15 protein-coding genes are annotated in these 17175 nt (G+C 60.5%); 2 read left to right on the top strand and 13 right to left on the bottom strand.

Going from position 1 to position 17175, the window contains the following annotated elements; all coding sequences use genetic code 11:
• The first annotated feature begins 142 nt into the window (after positions 1–142).
• Positions 143–424 carry a hypothetical protein gene (locus GQO94_RS18625; RefSeq protein ID WP_156842903.1) on the top strand — a complete coding sequence of 94 codons (282 nt, stop codon included), beginning with the start codon at positions 143–145 and terminating at the stop codon, positions 422–424.
• A 30-nt stretch (positions 425–454) separates the two neighbouring features.
• On the opposite strand, the gene GQO94_RS18620 is transcribed toward GQO94_RS18625, so the two are convergent.
• From GQO94_RS18620 to GQO94_RS20870, 4 genes are all read right to left on the bottom strand, one after another.
• Entirely contained in the window at positions 455–1663 is a 1209-nt protein-coding gene (locus GQO94_RS18620; protein ID WP_156842902.1) for a hypothetical protein, read from the bottom strand.
• An 11-nt stretch (positions 1664–1674) separates the two neighbouring features.
• Positions 1675–3114 (bottom strand): phosphotransferase family protein, encoded by a 1440-nt coding sequence (locus GQO94_RS18615; protein WP_198046041.1) that lies wholly within the window; start codon positions 3112–3114, stop codon positions 1675–1677.
• 19 nt (positions 3115–3133) lie between these two features.
• Complete coding sequence (locus tag GQO94_RS18610) at positions 3134–4522, bottom strand: phosphotransferase family protein (RefSeq protein WP_198046040.1); 1389 nt, start codon at positions 4520–4522, stop codon at positions 3134–3136.
• A 62-nt stretch (positions 4523–4584) separates the two neighbouring features.
• On the bottom strand, positions 4585–5616 hold the full coding sequence (locus GQO94_RS20870; protein WP_198046039.1) for a hypothetical protein: 1032 nt from the start codon (positions 5614–5616) through the stop codon (positions 4585–4587).
• A gap of 105 nt (positions 5617–5721) precedes the next feature.
• Here GQO94_RS20870 and GQO94_RS18600 point away from each other — a divergent pair, with 105 nt between their 5' ends.
• A complete protein-coding gene (locus GQO94_RS18600; protein WP_198046038.1) occupies positions 5722–8019 on the top strand; it encodes a TonB-dependent receptor in 2298 nt (765 codons plus the stop codon).
• Between the two features lie 132 nt (positions 8020–8151).
• On the opposite strand, the gene GQO94_RS18595 is transcribed toward GQO94_RS18600, so the two are convergent.
• The 9 genes from GQO94_RS18595 to GQO94_RS18555 form a co-directional block, all read right to left on the bottom strand.
• Positions 8152–9348, bottom strand: a complete 1197-nt coding sequence (locus GQO94_RS18595) for a hypothetical protein (RefSeq protein WP_156842897.1) — start codon at positions 9346–9348, stop codon at positions 8152–8154.
• A gap of 24 nt (positions 9349–9372) precedes the next feature.
• Positions 9373–10482: an NADH:flavin oxidoreductase gene (locus GQO94_RS18590; protein ID WP_156842896.1), complete on the bottom strand. Its 1110-nt coding sequence runs from the start codon at positions 10480–10482 to the stop codon at positions 9373–9375.
• Positions 10479–11909, bottom strand: coding sequence for a phosphotransferase family protein (locus tag GQO94_RS18585; RefSeq protein ID WP_156842895.1), 1431 nt, complete (start codon positions 11907–11909; stop codon positions 10479–10481). The genes GQO94_RS18590 and GQO94_RS18585 overlap by 4 nt, the downstream gene beginning before the upstream one ends.
• Positions 11906–12898 (bottom strand): hypothetical protein, encoded by a 993-nt coding sequence (locus tag GQO94_RS18580; protein ID WP_156842894.1) that lies wholly within the window; start codon positions 12896–12898, stop codon positions 11906–11908. The genes GQO94_RS18585 and GQO94_RS18580 overlap by 4 nt, the downstream gene beginning before the upstream one ends.
• 96 nt (positions 12899–12994) lie before the next feature.
• Positions 12995–13606, bottom strand: coding sequence for a 2-hydroxychromene-2-carboxylate isomerase (locus GQO94_RS18575; protein ID WP_156842893.1), 612 nt, complete (start codon positions 13604–13606; stop codon positions 12995–12997).
• Positions 13603–14379 carry a 2-keto-4-pentenoate hydratase gene (locus tag GQO94_RS18570; RefSeq protein ID WP_198046037.1) on the bottom strand — a complete coding sequence of 259 codons (777 nt, stop codon included), beginning with the start codon at positions 14377–14379 and terminating at the stop codon, positions 13603–13605. The genes GQO94_RS18575 and GQO94_RS18570 overlap by 4 nt, the downstream gene beginning before the upstream one ends.
• On the bottom strand, positions 14376–15422 hold the full coding sequence (gene dmpG, locus GQO94_RS18565; RefSeq protein ID WP_156842892.1) for a 4-hydroxy-2-oxovalerate aldolase: 1047 nt from the start codon (positions 15420–15422) through the stop codon (positions 14376–14378). Before dmpG ends, GQO94_RS18570 begins: the two co-directional genes overlap by 4 nt.
• Positions 15422–16363 carry an acetaldehyde dehydrogenase (acetylating) gene (locus tag GQO94_RS18560; RefSeq protein WP_156842891.1) on the bottom strand — a complete coding sequence of 314 codons (942 nt, stop codon included), beginning with the start codon at positions 16361–16363 and terminating at the stop codon, positions 15422–15424. Before GQO94_RS18560 ends, dmpG begins: the two co-directional genes overlap by 1 nt.
• A gap of 15 nt (positions 16364–16378) precedes the next feature.
• Entirely contained in the window at positions 16379–17173 is a 795-nt protein-coding gene (locus tag GQO94_RS18555) for a fumarylacetoacetate hydrolase family protein (RefSeq protein ID WP_269748777.1), read from the bottom strand.
• Positions 17174–17175: the final 2 nt, after the last annotated feature.

The raw sequence follows: 17175 nt of genomic DNA, 5'->3' as shown, positions 1-17175 counted from the left end.
ATGACAATCCGGGTGTTGGCGACCCCCGCTCGGGCTACGCCCTCACGGCGCTCGCCAACACCCGGATCAAGTGGCCTGGTTTTACTCCGCCTAATGGACGACTTTTACTCCGCCGTTGACACTCAACCGGCTTGCGCCGCGCATGCGGGCCTCAGGCTCGGCTATCCAGCTGCTGGTGACCGGTGTGATCGGGCTTGGCGTGGGCCCGACGCTCACTGGCATTCTCAGTGACAGGCTCGCCGCATCTGTGTTCAGCGGCGGTGATTACGCGAAACAATGCGCAGGACCTGCACAGGCGCTTCAGCAGGCTTGCGCCCACGCAGCGTCTGAAGGCCTCACCGATGCTTTGACGATCTCACTGAGCGTCTACCTCTTGGCCGCGCTGGTCTATTTGATAGCCACGCGCTTCACTGCACCGCGCTAGGTCTCGTGGCCAGCAAGCCGCCCTACGGCATCAGGCGATGCCGTAGGGGTGATAGGGCCCATTGTAATAATGCTCCACATGCGCAGCACCAATCGAAATCGATCCGTCGGGAGCCGTGGTTTGCACTGAGCAAAGGTACACGTTGCCCTGTACAGGATGCCCCTTCACCTCGCCCCGCCCGAAGCCATCGAAATGGCCATCATCTGTCTTGTAGCCCTCATGAACCAACGGCTGGCTTGAAAAATCGAACTCGTCCCACTCAAGCGCAAGTTCCTCTGAACCGTGGTAGGTGTGAACGTTGCCACCATCCTTCCACCCGCCAGGATAGTACCCGGACGTCTGCCCCATCCATGGCGGTCCGGCAGTTTCGAACTCCTGTGACCACACTCCGCCCAGCGCATCAGTGAGGGTCATAGTCACCCTCTTGAGGACTTTTGTGCCCGGCAGGTATTCGGCTTCATGGCGCGCGTCGACAATTTCGTGACTTACACCGTTCCACCCCTCGGCGATTGAGCCGCCCAGCGGGGTTCCGAACACATCGTCAAACTGCCGCCGGACACCTTTCGAGTCCTCATGCAGATGATAGAACCCGCTGTAAGGTTCAGACCGGAATATGATCCAGAACCGCAGCGCTCGCTGCGCTCCCTTGGGGCTCTTGGGAGGCAGCCACTTTGGATCGGGCGACAGTGGCCGACGCTCCGCGTACAGACCCCAGGAATGGTCGCGCGCCGCGTGCCATGAAGTGGGATCGACCGTCCAATGCCGTTCGCCAAGAGCGATGAAGCCTTGCGGGGCCCCTGGTTGGCAGTAGCGCGACTGGTCAGTCGTTTTGCGCATGCGATTGCTGGCGTCGTGATGATCCTCGAGTACCGCCGGTGAAACACCATGCCAGTCGATTGCGAAGGAGATCCCGCTATCGTTGGGTTCAAGCGTCAGGCGTAATCGGCGCAGCGGCTCGATCACCTCAACACGAAACGGCCCGATGCGCGTGTCCATCTCCTGCCTCCAGCAACGGCTGAACCGGACTGTGCGCTGCTGACCCGCGACGTTCAGGATGGCGAAGCCGCCGATCATGTCGGTGTTGGCGTTCACCCGATACCCGCAAGCCAGGAATACTCGCTCGTCCGCGCTGAAAATGCCGAAGTAGCATCCATCATCCCACGAAAAGTCGGTGGAGGGCAGCTCCGCAAAGGTGCGAGATGTCTGATGGATCGGGAACTCGTCGAAGGGGCTGAGCATGGTCACTTCCTTCATGCGGGATAAAGCGGGCCGCCCGGAAGAAGCGCCATCAGCTTCTCCTGCACGCGGCGAAACTCGACAAAGCTGACAGTGCCGAGCAGCAGATCATCATGCACGCCACTGCGGTAGCCGCTGAACGCCACGATGTTGCAGACAGCGTGGAAGGTCCATCGCCACACATGAAAGTAGTGGATCAGCCGTGGCGCAACCGCCGGCCCGCCAGCTGCCTGGTAAGCTTCCATGAAACGGCCGTAGTCCATTGTCTCAAGGACGTCGGGAGCCACATATCCCAGGTCTTCTGCCGGGTGCCCGATGTGCGCGAGTTCGAAATCGAGGATGGCCGTCAGCTTCCCCTCTTCGAACAGCACATTGCGCATGTCGTAATCGCCGTGCACCATGACGGTGGTGTCGTCGATCAGGCCCGCATGATTGTAGAGCCAGACGAAGGCAGCCTCTACTAGCGGGTAAGGCTCACGCTCGCAGCGATGGAGGCGGTCGTGATACTCATCGAGCACCGCCAGGAACGCTGCGCGGTTGCTCTGCCCACTGCCATCGAGCGGCAACCGGCTTACATCTACAGAATGGAGGCGCGCGAGAGCAGCTGCCAACTGCAGCACCATCGCGCTCCACTCCTCCTTGTCCTCAGGAGACGTGCGGGCCATTCCAGGCGGCGCTCCAGGCACGCGCTCCATGATAAGGCATGGGCCATTGAGCGGGGCGGCGCTATCGGTTTGCGCAGCAATGCATCGAGCGACTGGCTGGCCTTGATCCCGCAAGGCGTTGAGCAGTTCGAACTCGCCAGAAGCGCTGGTCGGGATGATCTCGAACCCGCGATCGCGACGCAGGATTGCTTTGATAGGCTGCGCTTCCAGGCCAACGATGTCGAAGCTATAGTTTTCTTTCGAGTAGACGCCGGCAGGACGCACGAAGTTCGCGACGCTAATTGTAGAGTGTTCCGGAAAGCGCGTCTTGAGAAAGATCTCTACTGCTGCAGCGGTCAGCGCCGGTGTCTCTTCGCGTGCCGTGCCGAAAAGTTGTGCGCGATCGCGTCCGGCCTGAAGCAGGCCTTCCGCGCGGCGCTCAGCTCGCCGCTGCGCATCTGCCCTAAGCGCAGCAACAAAGGAGTCGTAATCAGCGTCGGCTGCCGTGGCGCTTCGAGCTCCGGACGCTCGTTCACGCGCCGCAGTGGCCAACGCGAAGGATCCGTCGTCAGAGCCGGATTGGACATGGAAAGAATCCCCATGAGGCTCGAGGAGGCGACGAGCATCGGCGAGGCCGGCACTTGCGTGCGCAGCACCATTCTCGGCTCTCATGATAAGATGGTCGATCGCCCCGACCAGCCGTTGCGCGCGGATAGGCCGAAACGGATCGTTTCCAGGCTCGGAGTGGGCCAGTTCTTCTCGGACGGCGCGCAGGAAGATCGCCACTTCGGCATCAAGAGACTCAGGCATCGTGATTTCGTTCCAACTCTCAAGTGTTGCAGGCGAGTCGCTGGACGGCAGGAGCAGCGCTCTCATACTGTTCCATAAGGTTCGCCAGCCTCTGGAGTGCCGGGCCCCGCAGAAACACTTCCGCATTCAGGAGGCGCATCTGATCTACGTTGCCGACGAAAAGATGCGCAGGACCGACGTTCAGCGTCGTTACAAGACGCGCGAGCATCAGGATGCGGAAGAACAGCAGCGTGCGCTCTGACAGCGGAATGCCTCCGCCAGCTTCGTAGGCCTCCATGACGCGATGCCAGTCCAGGCTCTCGTGAGCGGCGTTGTAGACGTAGCCCAAGTCCATGCCGGGATGGCCGATCTGTGCGTTCTCCCAATCAAGAAGGCACGTCAGCTCTCCATCGCGCATCAGCATATTGTGGAAGCCAATGTCGCCATGGATGAGGCAGGAGCGGCCCAGATTATCAGGCACGTTGGCGATCAGCCAGCGCCAGACACCCAGGGTCGCGGGCGAAGCAGCGTGTGGATTGTCGGTCAGCATCGTCTCCATGCTGGCCGCATAAGTGCGGATCGCTTCAGCGCCCGATACGCCCCAGAGATCGCTGCGGATCGTCTCGGTAAGATCCCCGAGCTCGCGAAGCGTCCCTAGCCCATGCAGTCGAGCGAGCATGCTTCCCAAGTGCTCGTTAAGGCGAGGGTCGGGGACACTGGTTGCGCCCGCTAAGGTGCCGATGGTGGCGCCCTCGCTCTTGCGCATCACGAAGAAGTCCGGCCCTGGCATCATGGGGTGATCGCATTCATGCCAGAGGACATCTGGAGCAGGAAAGCCGCGCTGCCGGACAGCGTCGATGACGGCGTACTCATGCCGTACGCGGTGGCATGCACCTGGCACGAGCTCGACCGGCTGGTCGCGGCGTAGAACGAATTCGCCGCGTAGAGCATCGGAGTCTGTGCTGAAGAAAACGGTTTCCTTGCCGAAACCGCCCATCAGATGCCGTAGCTCCAGGACGCGCAGCGTCCCGTGACCGGTCCGGTGCCGCAGGTATGCCTCAAGGCGGTCGGAGGTAATTGCGTGCGGATGCCTCTCTTGTGCGACATCGAGATTCGCGCGACTGAGAGAAAGCACATCGGCTTCGGATCGGCACAGCGCCGCAAGGGCCAGACCGTCAAGATTACCGCGTTCCGCGGCCATCTTGCGTTCTGCAGCAAGCAGCAATGCACAGGCCCTACTCCATTCGCTATCGCCCGAGACGCCGTGATCGTCGCGGGGGTCCACGCCTGTCGAGCGGGCGGCGGCCGCCATCAACTGCAAGGCGGCGCTGTTCCCGGTGCACTCGCGAGCGAGGAGGATCTCCAAGGCGGTGCGGAACGCAAGCTTGCTCGAAGTCAGCCCGGCGTCGATCTCACCCGGAAATACCATGTGCTCGCAGGCGCTGAGCATAGCCGCGAGAAGATGTTTTGCCCCGCTTGGTCCATGCCCGATCATACAGGAAAGGGACTGGCGTTGAAGCTACGCTCACTCCAGCCCGGCCCTTCCAAGCCGTTCCACTTCCAGACCACAGCCTCTTCATTCGAGGACGCAGCATGGAAGCCCGGCATTGCACCCGGAGACTTGTCGTAGGGCGAACAGAAGGCCGCCGGCATGCTGGCGACGAACCGATCGATTTCGAACGTCATTGGGCCCAGCTCGCTGTCAATCGTGACGGCGTAGGCACGCTGATGGTCTCCCGCCGCTTGCATCAAGTCAATTGACACGACCTTTGCGTCGAGACGCCGTCCTTTTGTCGCGAGGCTGGCGTTGGACATGGCAGGCGGGCCGCCGTGCACAGCCATCATGTACAAGTTAAATGTCAGTTCGGCTTCAGGGAACCAACCCTGCGCCCAGCAATGCCTGTGAAGCTGGGTGATCACACGGATGCCGCGGCTGTGATCACGCTGCCCGAAGGCACCCTGGATGCCGTAGCTTTCCTCTCCAAAGGTGACGACCCCCGACACGGAGCCCACCTGCTCGACGTGCAACTTTCCCGCCAACGCCTCGGCAGCCTTCGCGTGGCCGCTCATGTCCCATGGCGGCGCAACGCCTTCGAACACCAAGTCAAACTGCAGCGGAGAAAGCGGGCGAGGAGTAATGCCGCGCGTCAACAGGCTGTCACGCCGGTCGCTGCTAACCGGGCCGTCGAAGCGGAGCCGATAAGCCTGGCCGGGTTCCAAAACGTCTATGGCGAACAACGAAGCACGGATCTGCTGCAAATTCGGCTCGCGCCCAAACGCCTTGTGGTAGACAATCCGCTCGCCGGGCAGCGCGAGCATGAAGAACTCACGCCAAACGCTCGGATCAACTGGCCAACGGCCCAACTGGCTGGCGAGGGCAAGACCATCGCCAGGGCTGTTGATCATAAACGCGTAATTCTCGCTCCACATCGGCACCGGGGGGAACGGCTCGAGTGGAAAATCGTCGAGTGCGGCCGGGAGTACGGAGGCGCCCGGCGCCGAATTGCCGACTGTTACAGTCACCAGCGTTCACATCCTCTCGCGGCTTGTACCCACCACCTCGCGACCTTTCTATGGGAGAGGCCGGTTCCGGTAAATAGGCAAAGCAGCACAAAATCGATATTTTTTATGATCGTCGAGAAATTTATTGACATTACGCCCTGTCTGTCGATCATATTGGCTCGCTCAGCGTGCCGCTCGGCCCTGGGCCCGGATTTCGGAAAAGAAAATCGATCCGGTCGGACTGCGAATGAACGGGGAGGTACCTTTGAAATGAAGCGAACACTCACGCTTGCGCTCTGCGCTTCGTCACTGATCCCGCTTGCGGCCACGGCTCAAGAGACCAAGCCACAGTCGGACGATGGCGACGGCGGCATCATCGTAACCGCACAGCGGCGCGAGCAGCGACTGACCGACGTGCCGATCTCGATCACTGCCATTTCGCAAGAAGCGCTTCAGCAGCAGCAGATCCGCACTTCACTGGACTTGCCCAAGCTCGTTCCAGGCATTGAAGTTTCACACAACGGTGTTTGGGTGACGCCAACCATCCGCGGTGTCGGCAGCCGCGTGGGCGAGAACAGCGTCGCACAGTACATCGACGGCGTCTACATCCCCAACCCTGTAAGCGCGCTTAGCGAGTTCGCGGCAGTCGAGCGGGTTGAAGTCTTGAAAGGACCTCAAGGCACGCTCTTCGGCCGCAATGCCACCGGCGGTGCGATCACCATCATCACGCCCGACCCTGACCTCGACACCATCGACGCGCGCGCGTCCGCCTTTGTCGAAGAACGCAACGGCTGGGGCGCGAATGCCTATGTCAGCGTGCCGATCGGCGACAAGGTGGCGGTCAGCGTTTCCGGAAACTATCGCGAGTCCGACGGCTGGATCAAAATGGGAGTCAACAACATCCCAGGGGGATCGCAGCCGGTCAAGGCAGGCACACCGCTGAACGCGGTCGAACACTCGGGCGAGCGGATCAAGGTGCGCTTCAGCCCCGATTCCGACTTCAATGCAGTGTTCACGTTCTGGCACGGCAAGCTCAGCGATTCCGGAGCGACCGTCTATCCTGCGATTTCAAATCAGCTGCTCGGCGGTGACGTCGATCTGCCGCCCTACCGGGCATTCGCTGGATTTGTGCCTACCAATGATGTCAACTTCACACAGTATTCGTTGAAGATGACGAAGAACTTCGGTGACACGAGCATTCAGTCCACGACAGCTTACAGGAAGGACAACAACTTCCTTCACGTGGACGTTTCGCAATCCACAGTGGCCCCGATCGTGGCACAATGGGATTCTTCTCAGAAGACTTTCTCGCAAGAGTTCATCGTCAACACCAAGACCGGGCCGCTCGACGCCGTGGTGGGTCTGTTCATCTATGACGACAGGTTTGTGAAGGAATACATCGGGGCCTATCACCACCAAGACACCTTCTCTCTCGCGCCGTTCATCGACCTGACCTACAGCATCACCGATAATCTGCGTGTCATTGGCGGTCTGCGATATACGTTTGAAAAACGCTCTTTCACATACGATACGATAGACGACAGCTTGTTCTTCCGGAGCACCAAGTCCTACAAAAACGTTTCGCCGCGTGCGGTGCTGCAGTACGATCTGACATCCCGGTCAAACGTCTACGCTTCATTCAGCCAGGGCTACAAGAGCGGGCTGTTCAATACGGACGCGACGGGTCTTACTGGTCCGGCGGATCTGGCGGCTCAGCCGTTGAAGCCGGAGAAGCTCACCGCGTACGAAGTGGGATACAAGACCGGAAGCCACCTGTTGAACCTCAGCCTGGCTGGGTTCTACTACAAATGGAACAACATTCAGACCAACCGTTACGTCAACGGCAACACTATCGCACAGAATGCGGCGAAGGCTGAAATCTACGGCGGCGAGTTCCAGGTTACGCTCAACCCCACCGAAAATTTGAGCTTCTTCGTCAACGGCGCAGTGATGCATGGCCGCTTCACCAAGTTCCCGGACGGAAATGCCGGTGTGCAGGGCACTGCCGGCAACTTTTACGATCCCAACAATCCCACCGACCCGCTCCTCGTGAACGTTTCGCAGGATTGGACCGGTGAGCGCTTGTTAAATGCTCCAGATGTCACACTTAACGCTGGCTTGAACTTCGACCTTCCAATCGGTCCAGGCAAGCTGAACATCTCGCCCAATTTGAAGTATTCTAGCAAGTTTGCCTCCAACGGCATTCTGCTGGATACCAACGGCAGGAACCTGCTGGAGCGGGACGGTGAAGTCCTGGTCGACCTGTCGGTTGGCTACGAGATCGGCCAGTTCAAGATCTCGGCCTACGCCCGCAATTTGTTCGACAACAACTTCTACGCCGAACCGAACTACAACGCTTTAGGCTACTATGGCCTGTGGAACGAGCCCCGCACAATCGGTGCACGCGTGGAATTCAAGTACTGATCATCGGGAGCAAAGAGAGACGCATTGAGCGTCTCTCCTCTTGCACTCTGTTACCCACCTGAAAAAGGGGCCCGGTCCAAATGGACCGGGCCCCCTTCTTTTTTCGTTTTCGCAAAGAGGCAAAAACCAAGTTCATTCGAAGCCGTAGGGAGCATACCTACCATTGATCCAGTGCTCGACGTGCGCAGCGCCCTGTCCCACCGTACCGTCTGGCCCCTTCACCTTCACTGCGCAAAGGTACACCATGCCTTGGACCTTCGAGCTGCCGGCACCGAACATGTCCGTTGTATCAGCCTCGGCCTGGTAGGGTCGATAATCAATCGGCTGAATCGAGAAGTCGAAGCTGTCGCTCTCGAGCGCGAGTTCCTCTGAGCCATGGTAGGTGTGGACGTTGCCGCCATCCTTCCAGCCACCCGGGAAATAGCCACTAGTTTGAGCGATCCATGGGGGTGCGACCGCTTCGAACTCCAACTTCCAGTTACCGCCCTGCGTGTCGGTAATGGCCATCACGACCTTGCTCAACAGCCGAGTGCCCGGTTGATAGACGGCCTCGTGCCGAGCTGTCGCTATCTCGAATTTGCTGTCCCATCCTGCAAAGAGGGAGCCGCCCAGAGCGGTTCCGAAAACATCGGAAAAGTCTCGCTGCACGCCGTCAGCATCTTCATGGAGATGGAAAAAGCCGCTGAATGGCCCCGCACGCAGTATGATCCAGAAGCGCAGCGCCCGCTGATGGGCCTGCACGATCTTGGGCGGGAGCCAACGCGGATCGGGGGAAAGCGGTCGACGCTCGGCGTAAAGGCCCCAAGAATGGTCACGGGCGCAACTCCAGCCGGCGGGGTCCACCTGCCAATGCTGCTCCCCAAATCGAATGAAGCCGCTCGGCTCACCCGCCTGGCAATAGCGGCTCTGATCGGTCGTGCGACGCATGCGGTTCTCGGCGAGGTGATGCTCTTCGAGAACGGCTGGAGAAACGCCGGTCCAGACGAGGTCGAAGCTGAGCCCCGTTTCGTTCTCATCGAGGCTGACGCGCAGCTTGCGCAAGGGCTCCATCACCTCGACCGCGAACGGTCCCACCCGCGTAGTCATGTCCCGTCGCCAGCATCGGCTGAACCGCGTCGTGTGTTGCTTGCCATCGACGTTCAGGATCGCGAAGCCGCCGATTATGTCGGAGTTGGGATTGACGCGGTATCCGACGGCGAGAAACACCTTCTCGGCGGGACTGAAGAACCCGAAATAGCAGCCGTCATCCCACGAGAAGTCAGTAGATGGGATGCTGGCGAATGTGTGCGAAGTCTGGTGTATCGGGAATTCGTCGTAAGGGCTGAGCATTGGCTATCCTGTCCTGGCGTGACGTCAGTAGAAAGTGTCGATCGCAGCCGTCGAATAGGGCAGGAGTTCGTCACGCCGGCCCTGATGGATCTTGCGTGCCCACTCCCAATCCTGGAGCAAAGCGCGCCCCACCGCCACCAGATCGAAGTCGCCGCGAGCGAGCATCTCTTCAAGCCGGCGCAGATCGGCAGGCCCGGCTAGCGTCCCGGGCTCAAGGTAGTTGGTGGAGATCGAATCTGCGCTGAGGCCGACGGAGCCTACGGTGATCGTGGGCTTGCCACCAATCGCCTTGACCCAGCCCGCCAGATTGCGATCGTCGCCAGCAAATTCCGGCTCCCAGAAACGCCGCTGCGAGCAGTGAAAGATCGACACTCCGGCATCCACCAGAGGTTCGATGATTTCTGCAAGTTGGTCTGGATTGGCAGCGTGCTTGTAGTCGTAAGCCTCGTACTTGAACTGCGAAATCCGCAGGATCAGCGGGTAGTCCGGCCCCACCCGGCGGCGACACTCGGCAATCAGTTCGACTGCAAAGCGGGTGCGCTCCTTGAGGTTGCCGCCGTAAGCGTCAGTCCGTCGGTTCGTCCGCTCCCACAGGAACTGGTCGATAAGATAGCCATGTGCGCCGTGAAACTCGACCGCATCAAATCCGACCGCGCGAGCATTCTCGACGCCAGATGCATAAGCGTCAATGACCGCGGCGATCTCGTCTTCTGTCATCGGCTCACCGACAATCGTGTCTTCGCGGTAGAACCCCGACGGGCTGAGGATCCGATCCGGACGACTGTCACTCGTCGAATCCGAAGCCAGTGATCCGACGTGCCAAAGCTGCGCCGCTATCTTGGCGCCCTGCGCGTGGACCGCTTGGACCACGCGGCCCCACGCTGCCAAAGCCTCCTGGCCATAGATGTGCGGCACGTCGCTGGCGTTCGATGCCGAAGGGTGATTGATCCAAACGCCTTCGGTCACAATCAGACCTACATCGGCAGCAGCCCGGCGTTCGTAGTATTCCAGGACGTCTTGACCGGGGACACCCTCTGGCGCCTTGCGCCGCGTCATTGGTGCCATGACTATCCGATTGGGCAATTTGATGCCCGCGACGCAGGTCGGCTCAAATAAGCGGCTGCTGTGCGTCATACCCCAAAATCCGATCCATAAGCTGAGATCATTTCGCCCAACGACTGAAGGATATGCGGCCGGAAATAGAACTCACCGGACAGCAGGCGCAGGTCTGTGACCTCGCCGCGAAACAGCTTCGCGCTGGCCAGGTTGGTGCTCACAGCGTTGCGGGCTTGCATGAGAATGCGGAAGTACTCGAACGTGCGCTTAGAGACGACTGGACCTCCAGCCGCTTCATAGGCGCGCACAACTCTCGGCCAATCAAGGTCGCGCCCACCTGCATTATAGGCATAGGCGAGATCTTCTCCGGGATGCCCGATGTGAGCGAACTCCCAATCAAGCACCGCCACCAACTCGCCATCGTCCAAAAGCATGTTGTGAAAGCCGATGTCGCCGTGGACGAGCGTGGCAGTCGTGTCGCTCTCGGGAACATTCTGGATAAGCCATCGGAAGACAGCAGCGGTAGCCGGCGACGGCGTGTGCGCGGCCTTGCGGAACATCTTAAGGTAGCCCTCAAGGTAGTTGCGGACCGCGACGTGGGCGGGTGCGCCCCAGAGATCGGAGCGAATGGACTCGGTCAGATCCCCCAGCCCGGTCAGCGGCGGCAATTGATGCAAGGCGGCCATGATGTTGCCCAAGCGATCATTCAGCTCAGGCGAAGGGGTCTGGTCGGCCCCGAAAAGATTACCGCCTGCCTGCCCCCGGCTCCGGCGCATGATGATGAAATCTCCTCCGGCGATTTCCGGATGCTCCACATCAACCCACAGCAGATCAGGTGTCTCGAAGCCGGCCTCGCCGACAGCCTTAACGAGGGCGAACTCGGCCGCGACGCGATGACACGCGTTGGGGATCAACTGCACCGCCATGTCTCGACGCATGACAAAGTCGCCGGCCAGCTTCTCTCCGGTGACGGAGAAGAGGTAGGTCTCCTTGCCGAACCCACCATTCAACTGGTGGCAGACTGACACGCTGATTGTAGGATCGGAAAGGTAGCGACGCAGGTATGCCGTTAATCGCACGGCATCCACTACGTCCGCATCGCTTGAGCCCCCGTCATGCTCAGCAATGGCGGAGAGCAGGTCATCGGCTTCCCACTTGCAGAGCGCCTGCAACTGTTGTGGTCGCAAATGCTCCGGCGCGTCGGACAATCGGGCCTCGGACCGTGCTAACGTCTCGTGAAGAGCACCATCGACCTCGTTGCTCTCACCGATCGAGGATGAACCTGCCACGGTGCGTTCCACGTCTTCGAAGCTCGAAATGCGTTTGCGCGCACCCTCCCCACCTGCCGCTTCCTGTGCCGCCAGTGCTCGTAGCGCTGCAGCGAAGAGCCCACGGCTCGACAGCGGTCCTTCCGAGGCATCTCCCTCGATACGCAGTTTTGGAGAAGCATCGACCAGCGCAGCCAGGAGGGCGGCGTCGCGTCCGGGTGCCGTGATGCGCCTCATGCGGCTGCCCCCTGCTTGTCGAAGGCTTGGTCTGTGAAGCTGCGCTCGCTCCAGCCCTCACCGCGCAGACCCTCCCACTCCCAAACCACGGCCTCTTCGACACCGGTGACGCTGTGCTCCTCGGGGAAGACGCCTGCCACAATGTCCCAAGGAGATACGAATGCGGTCGGGAAGCTCGCGACGAAATCGACAATGCGAAAGGTCATGTTGCCCAATTCGCATGCCAGCGTGATCGAGTATGGCTTCATCGCGTCGGCGCGCGAGTCCATATAGGCGATCTCGATGATGGTTGCCGGGTACCGTTTGCCGGCCTGGGTCACGCTTGCGTTCATCATCGGCTCGTTTTCCCGTCCGAACACGAGCATCGAGTAAAGGTTGAAAGTGAGGTCACGCTCCGGGAAGCTGCCCTGGGCCCAGCAGTGCCGGTAGAACTTCGTGACGTCGCGAACACCGCGGCTATGGTCGCGCTGCATGAAGGCGTTGTTGACCTGCACCGTCTCGTCGCCGAAAGTCACTGTGCCAGAGGCGACGCCGACCTGTTCGATGTGCATCTTGCCAGCGATCTCTTCGGCGCTGCTGGCATGCCCGCTCATATTCCAGACGGGCACCTCGCTGCTGATCGACAGGTCAAGCGTCAGGCGTCCGAGCGACTGGTTGCGGGTCCCCTGCTTAAGAAGTACTTCCCTCGACGTCTCGGCGATCGGGCCATCAAAGAAAATGCGGCAGCCTGCGTCGCCATCGAGCTCGATCCTGGCGAGAGCTGCGCTCACCACATTCCGGCTCGTCGCCCTTCCCCAGCTCTTGTGGTGCAACATCCGGCCATCCGGCATCTGCACCATCAAGAATTCACGCCAGACGGTCGGGTCAGGGATCCAGCGGCCCATCAGCAGGAAACAAGCGAAGCCTTGCGAGGAGTCGGTGATCATGTAGGCGTAATTCTCGCTCCAGAGCGAGAGGTCCGGGATCACCTCTAAAGGATTGTCTTCCATGGCTTGCAACCTCTCCAAAGTTGGCCGGACTCAGGACCTTTTTTTCAAACTTCAGTCTCGATGAAAAACGACATCGGCCGTGGTGCGAGCAGTGCCTCAGCCGCGCTCAGGGCCTAAGGTGGCGAGGTGCTCGGACAGGAAGTCGAGTCGATCGTTGCCCCAGAAAACCTCATCCTCCACAACGAAGCTGGGGACGCCGACCACGCCGCTCACCCTGGCTTTGGACCAGTTCTCATCCAGGACGCGCGCGTAATCTGCGTTCGCGAGCGCAGCTTCGAGAACATCTGGACCAAGGCCGACGCTCGCGCAGATCGGTTCGAGCACGGCAGTTTGACCGATGTTCAAGCCTTCGCCCCATTCGGCGTGCATCACTGCCTCGACAAACGGGCGCAGCAGGCCAGCTTCCTGCGCTGCTAGCGAGAGCAATGCAGGTGCTGTAGGTTCGGTGTCCTTGGGAGGCGGGCAGAAAGGTATGCCCATCCGCGCGCACCAACGTGAAACGTCCTGGCGCGCCAGCGGCAGCTTTTCCGCGGCTCGCTCGGGCGGGGACCGTCCATTCCATCCACCAAGCGGCCGCCAGACGAGATCGACATCGAAGCGGCCGATTACATCGAAAAGGGATTTGGAAGCCAGGTAGCAGTAGGGGCTGCGAAAATTGAAGTAGACCTCGACCGCGGTGCGGCCCGGCCGCGGTGAACCTTGGCTCATGCCGATGCCACCGAGAAGCCGACAAGCCCCATCTGCTCGACCTGTAAGCGAACGTCGTCGCCAGCCTTGAGTGCATGCGCCGCCGTCGCGCCGCCAGCCATCAGAATCCAACCCGCTTCCATCGACATGCCTTCTTCGCCAATCAATCGCGAGGCGGCAGCGAGCGCGCGGGCGGGATGATTCAGGATAGCGGCACTGGAGCCGATCTGAACCGGGATGCCATTCACTTCGAGAGACATGCCGAGATTGGAAAAGTCGATCGTCGGGCTATGCCAGGCGCCTACGACATAGCTCGAGGACGAGGTGTTATCCGCCACAACGTCCGGCAGGTTGAATTTGAAACCTTCATATCGACTGTCGATGATCTCGATCGCAGGCGCAATCGCCTCGACTGCAGCCATCGCTTCCAGCACCGTCACCTTGCCGGTCAGTGGCTTTTTTAGCAGGAATGCAATCTCCGGCTCTACTCGCGGATGGACATAGTCTTGCAGCCGTATCTCGCCGCCGTCTTCGACGCGCATAGCATCGGTCAGCCGACCCCAGATCATGTCCGACAAGCCCATTTGCACCTGCTTGGCACGGCTTGTGAAGCCCATCTTTATGCCAGTCGGCACTTCGCCGCGCTGATAACGCCGCGCGATGGAGGCGGCCTGCACACGGTAGGCTTCTTGCAGATCAAGGTCGTTGCCGTTGAGGGAAAGCTGTGGGATCGCGTTAGCGAACCGTGCGGCGTCGTCGACGATAGCTGCTATGGCGTGGTAATCGCGGGTCACGCGGCATTCTCCCTGGCCTTCAGTAGATCCAGTGCGACATCGACGATCATGTCTTCCTGGCCACCAACCATCTTGCGCCTGCCCAGCTCGACAAGGATCGTCCTGGTATCGAGCCCATAAGTGTCCGCGGCCTTCTCGGCATGGCGCAGGAAGCTGGAATAGACCCCCGCATAGCCAAGTGCCAGCGTCTCGCGATCAACCCGAACGGGACGATCCTGAAGCGGGCGCACCAGGTCCTCGGCGGCGTCCATCAGCATCATGACGTCGCACCCGTGATTCCAGCCCTTCCGATCAGCAGCGGCAATGAACACTTCAAGCGGTGCATTGCCAGCGCCTGCCCCCATGCCAGCAAGGCTCGCGTCGATGCGAACGGCGCCAGCTTGGGCAGCCACTATCGAGTTTGCGACGCCAAGGGAGAGGTTATGGTGCGCGTGGATGCCACGCTGCGTCTCGGGTCGCAGCACCCGATCGTAAGCCTCGAACCGCGCCTTCACGCCGTTCATATCGAGCGCGCCGCCACTGTCGGTGACGTAGACGCACTGTGCTCCATAGCTTTCCATCAGGAGAGCCTGCTGCGCAAGGTCGTCCGCCCCGATCATGTGGCTCATCATCAGGAAGCCTGACACGTCCATCCCGAGATCACGCGCGATGCCGATGTGCTGGCGCGACACGTCGGCTTCGGTGCAATGCGTCGCCACGCGCACCGAACGTACACCGATGTCATACGCGCGCCGCAGTTCCTCCACCGTGCCGACGCCGGGCAAGATCAGTGTCGTGAGCACAGAACGGGTCAGGACCGATGCGACGGCTTCAAGCCACTCCCAGTCCGTGTGAGCACCAAAACCGTAGTTGAAGCTCGCTCCGCTCAGCCCGTCGCCGTGCGCAACCTCGATTGCATCGACGCCGGCATCGTCAAGGGCCTTGGCAATCGCTGTGACTTGGTCAAGCCCGTACATATGCCGGATCGCGTGCATGCCATCGCGCAACGTAACGTCTTGGATGTAAAGCTTGTCGCCGCTGGCGACGTCAAAATTCGAAGCCATCACGCAGCCACCTTGTTGTCGAGGACACGCTTGGCCATCAGTTCTCCGGTCGCTTTGGCAGCGGCGGTCATGATGTCCAGGTTGCCCGAGTAGCTGGGCAGGTAGTCGCCTGCGCCTTCGACCTCGAGCATGATCATCGTCTTGATGCCGGCGAATTCTCCGTAACCGGGGATCGTCAGGCGATTGTTATCGCCGAAGTGCTCGAACTGGACATGCTGCTTCAGGCGATAGCCCGGAACGTAGGCCTGCACTTTCTCGACCATCGCCTGGACCGAAGCGCGGATCGCATCCTCGTCCGCCCCTTCCGAAAGGGTGAAGACCGTGTCACGCATGATCATCGGCGGTTCGGCCGGGTTGAGGATGATGATCGCCTTGCCCTTCTGAGCACCGCCGACCTTTTCAATTGCCCGTGCGGTCGTGCGAGTGAATTCGTCGATGTTGGCGCGAGTGCCCGGGCCTGCAGAGCGCGACGAAACGGATGCGACGATCTCTGCATAGTGCACCGTCGCGACCTGGCTGACTGCCGCGACCATCGGAATGGTTGCCTGGCCGCCGCACGTCACCATGTTGACGTTGCCGGAAGCAAGGTTCTCTTCCATGTTCACCGGAGGAACGGTGAACGGTCCGATCGCGGCCGGAGTGAGATCGACCACAAGCTTGCCATCAGCTCGAAGAACCTGGTCGTGGACCTTGTGCGCGTAGGCGGATGTCGCATCGAAGACGATCTTGACATCGGCATATTCGGGCATTGACCTGAACCCATCAAGCCCATCGTGCGTGGTGGCAATGCCGCGCTCTCGCGCCATCGCCAATCCTTCGGACGCCTCATCGATACCGACCACCACGGCCAGTTCCATGTTCTGCGGGTACTTGACCATCTTGATCATCAAGTCTGTGCCAATGTTGCCCGAACCGATGATAGCCGCTTTGACTTTCGCCATGCTGGTGCGCCCTTCCTATGCTTCAATCGCAGCGCGCACGCTGCCTAGGCCGTTGATCCGGACCTCGTAGACCTCGCCGGCGGTTGCCGGTACCATCGGTCCCAGAGCACCCGAAAGGATCGTATCTCCCGCAGCGAGCGGCCGGCCGACCTCGACCATCTTGCGGGCCAGCCAAAGGGCCGCATGAAGCGGATTGCCCAGACATGCGATGCCAGCCCCGGTGGACAGTGGCTCACCCCGGCTTTCGACAACCATGCCGCACAGAGTCAGATCCAGCGCTGACAGCCGCACCGGCCGCGTTCCGAGCACGTAGAGCCCTGAGGACGCGTTGTCGGCAATGGTATCGAAGATACCAATCTTCCAGTCGGCTATACGGCTGTCGACGATCTCGATCGAAGGCAGGGCGTAATCGATCGCGCTAATCACATCAGGCAGCGTCAACTGCTCACGATCGAGCGCTTTGCCCAAAACGAAAGCAATTTCACCCTCGATCCGCGGCTGCATCAGCCTGGAGGCCGGTACAGGCTCACCGTCGCAGAACGCCATGTCAGCGAACAGCATTCCGAAATCAGGCTGGTGAACGCCCATCTGCTGCTGGACGGACCTGCTCGTCAGACCAATCTTGCGGCCCGCCAAGCGCCGCCCGGAAGCCAAGCCATGAGCGGTGTTCAATTCCTGAACGGCGTAAGCGTCTTGCACGGTAAATCCCGGCAGGTCTGCCTGGAAAGGTGCACATGGCTCGCGGGTTTCGCCGGCCTGGCGGAGCGCTTGCGCAACCTCTTCAATCTTCTGGGCGGACAGTTCGGACACAA

It is taken from the genome of Novosphingobium aquimarinum, assembly GCF_009746585.1.
GTDB classification, from domain to species: Bacteria; Pseudomonadota; Alphaproteobacteria; order Sphingomonadales; family Sphingomonadaceae; genus Novosphingobium; species Novosphingobium aquimarinum.
Note: the sequence above shows the minus strand (reverse complement) of the source record. Positions and strands in the feature narration are given on the sequence as shown.

What these genes read in the sequence shown, in the direction of transcription:
- GQO94_RS18625 (WP_156842903.1), top strand. Translation starts at nt 143, where the DNA reads ATGCGGGCCTCAGGCTCGGCTATCCAGCTGCTGGTGACCGGTGTGATC.
- GQO94_RS18620 (WP_156842902.1), bottom strand. Translation starts at nt 1,663, where the DNA reads ATGCTCAGCCCCTTCGACGAGTTCCCGATCCATCAGACATCTCGCACC.
- GQO94_RS18615 (WP_198046041.1), bottom strand. Translation starts at nt 3,114, where the DNA reads ATGCCTGAGTCTCTTGATGCCGAAGTGGCGATCTTCCTGCGCGCCGTC.
- GQO94_RS18610 (WP_198046040.1), bottom strand. Translation starts at nt 4,522, where the DNA reads ATGGTATTTCCGGGTGAGATCGACGCCGGGCTGACTTCGAGCAAGCTT.
- GQO94_RS18600 (WP_198046038.1), top strand. Translation starts at nt 5,722, where the DNA reads ATGATCGTCGAGAAATTTATTGACATTACGCCCTGTCTGTCGATCATA.
- GQO94_RS18595 (WP_156842897.1), bottom strand. Translation starts at nt 9,348, where the DNA reads ATGCTCAGCCCTTACGACGAATTCCCGATACACCAGACTTCGCACACA.
- GQO94_RS18590 (WP_156842896.1), bottom strand. Translation starts at nt 10,482, where the DNA reads ATGACGCACAGCAGCCGCTTATTTGAGCCGACCTGCGTCGCGGGCATC.
- GQO94_RS18585 (WP_156842895.1), bottom strand. Translation starts at nt 11,909, where the DNA reads ATGAGGCGCATCACGGCACCCGGACGCGACGCCGCCCTCCTGGCTGCG.
- GQO94_RS18580 (WP_156842894.1), bottom strand. Translation starts at nt 12,898, where the DNA reads ATGGAAGACAATCCTTTAGAGGTGATCCCGGACCTCTCGCTCTGGAGC.
- GQO94_RS18575 (WP_156842893.1), bottom strand. Translation starts at nt 13,606, where the DNA reads ATGAGCCAAGGTTCACCGCGGCCGGGCCGCACCGCGGTCGAGGTCTAC.
- dmpG (WP_156842892.1), bottom strand. Translation starts at nt 15,422, where the DNA reads ATGGCTTCGAATTTTGACGTCGCCAGCGGCGACAAGCTTTACATCCAA.
- GQO94_RS18560 (WP_156842891.1), bottom strand. Translation starts at nt 16,363, where the DNA reads ATGGCGAAAGTCAAAGCGGCTATCATCGGTTCGGGCAACATTGGCACA.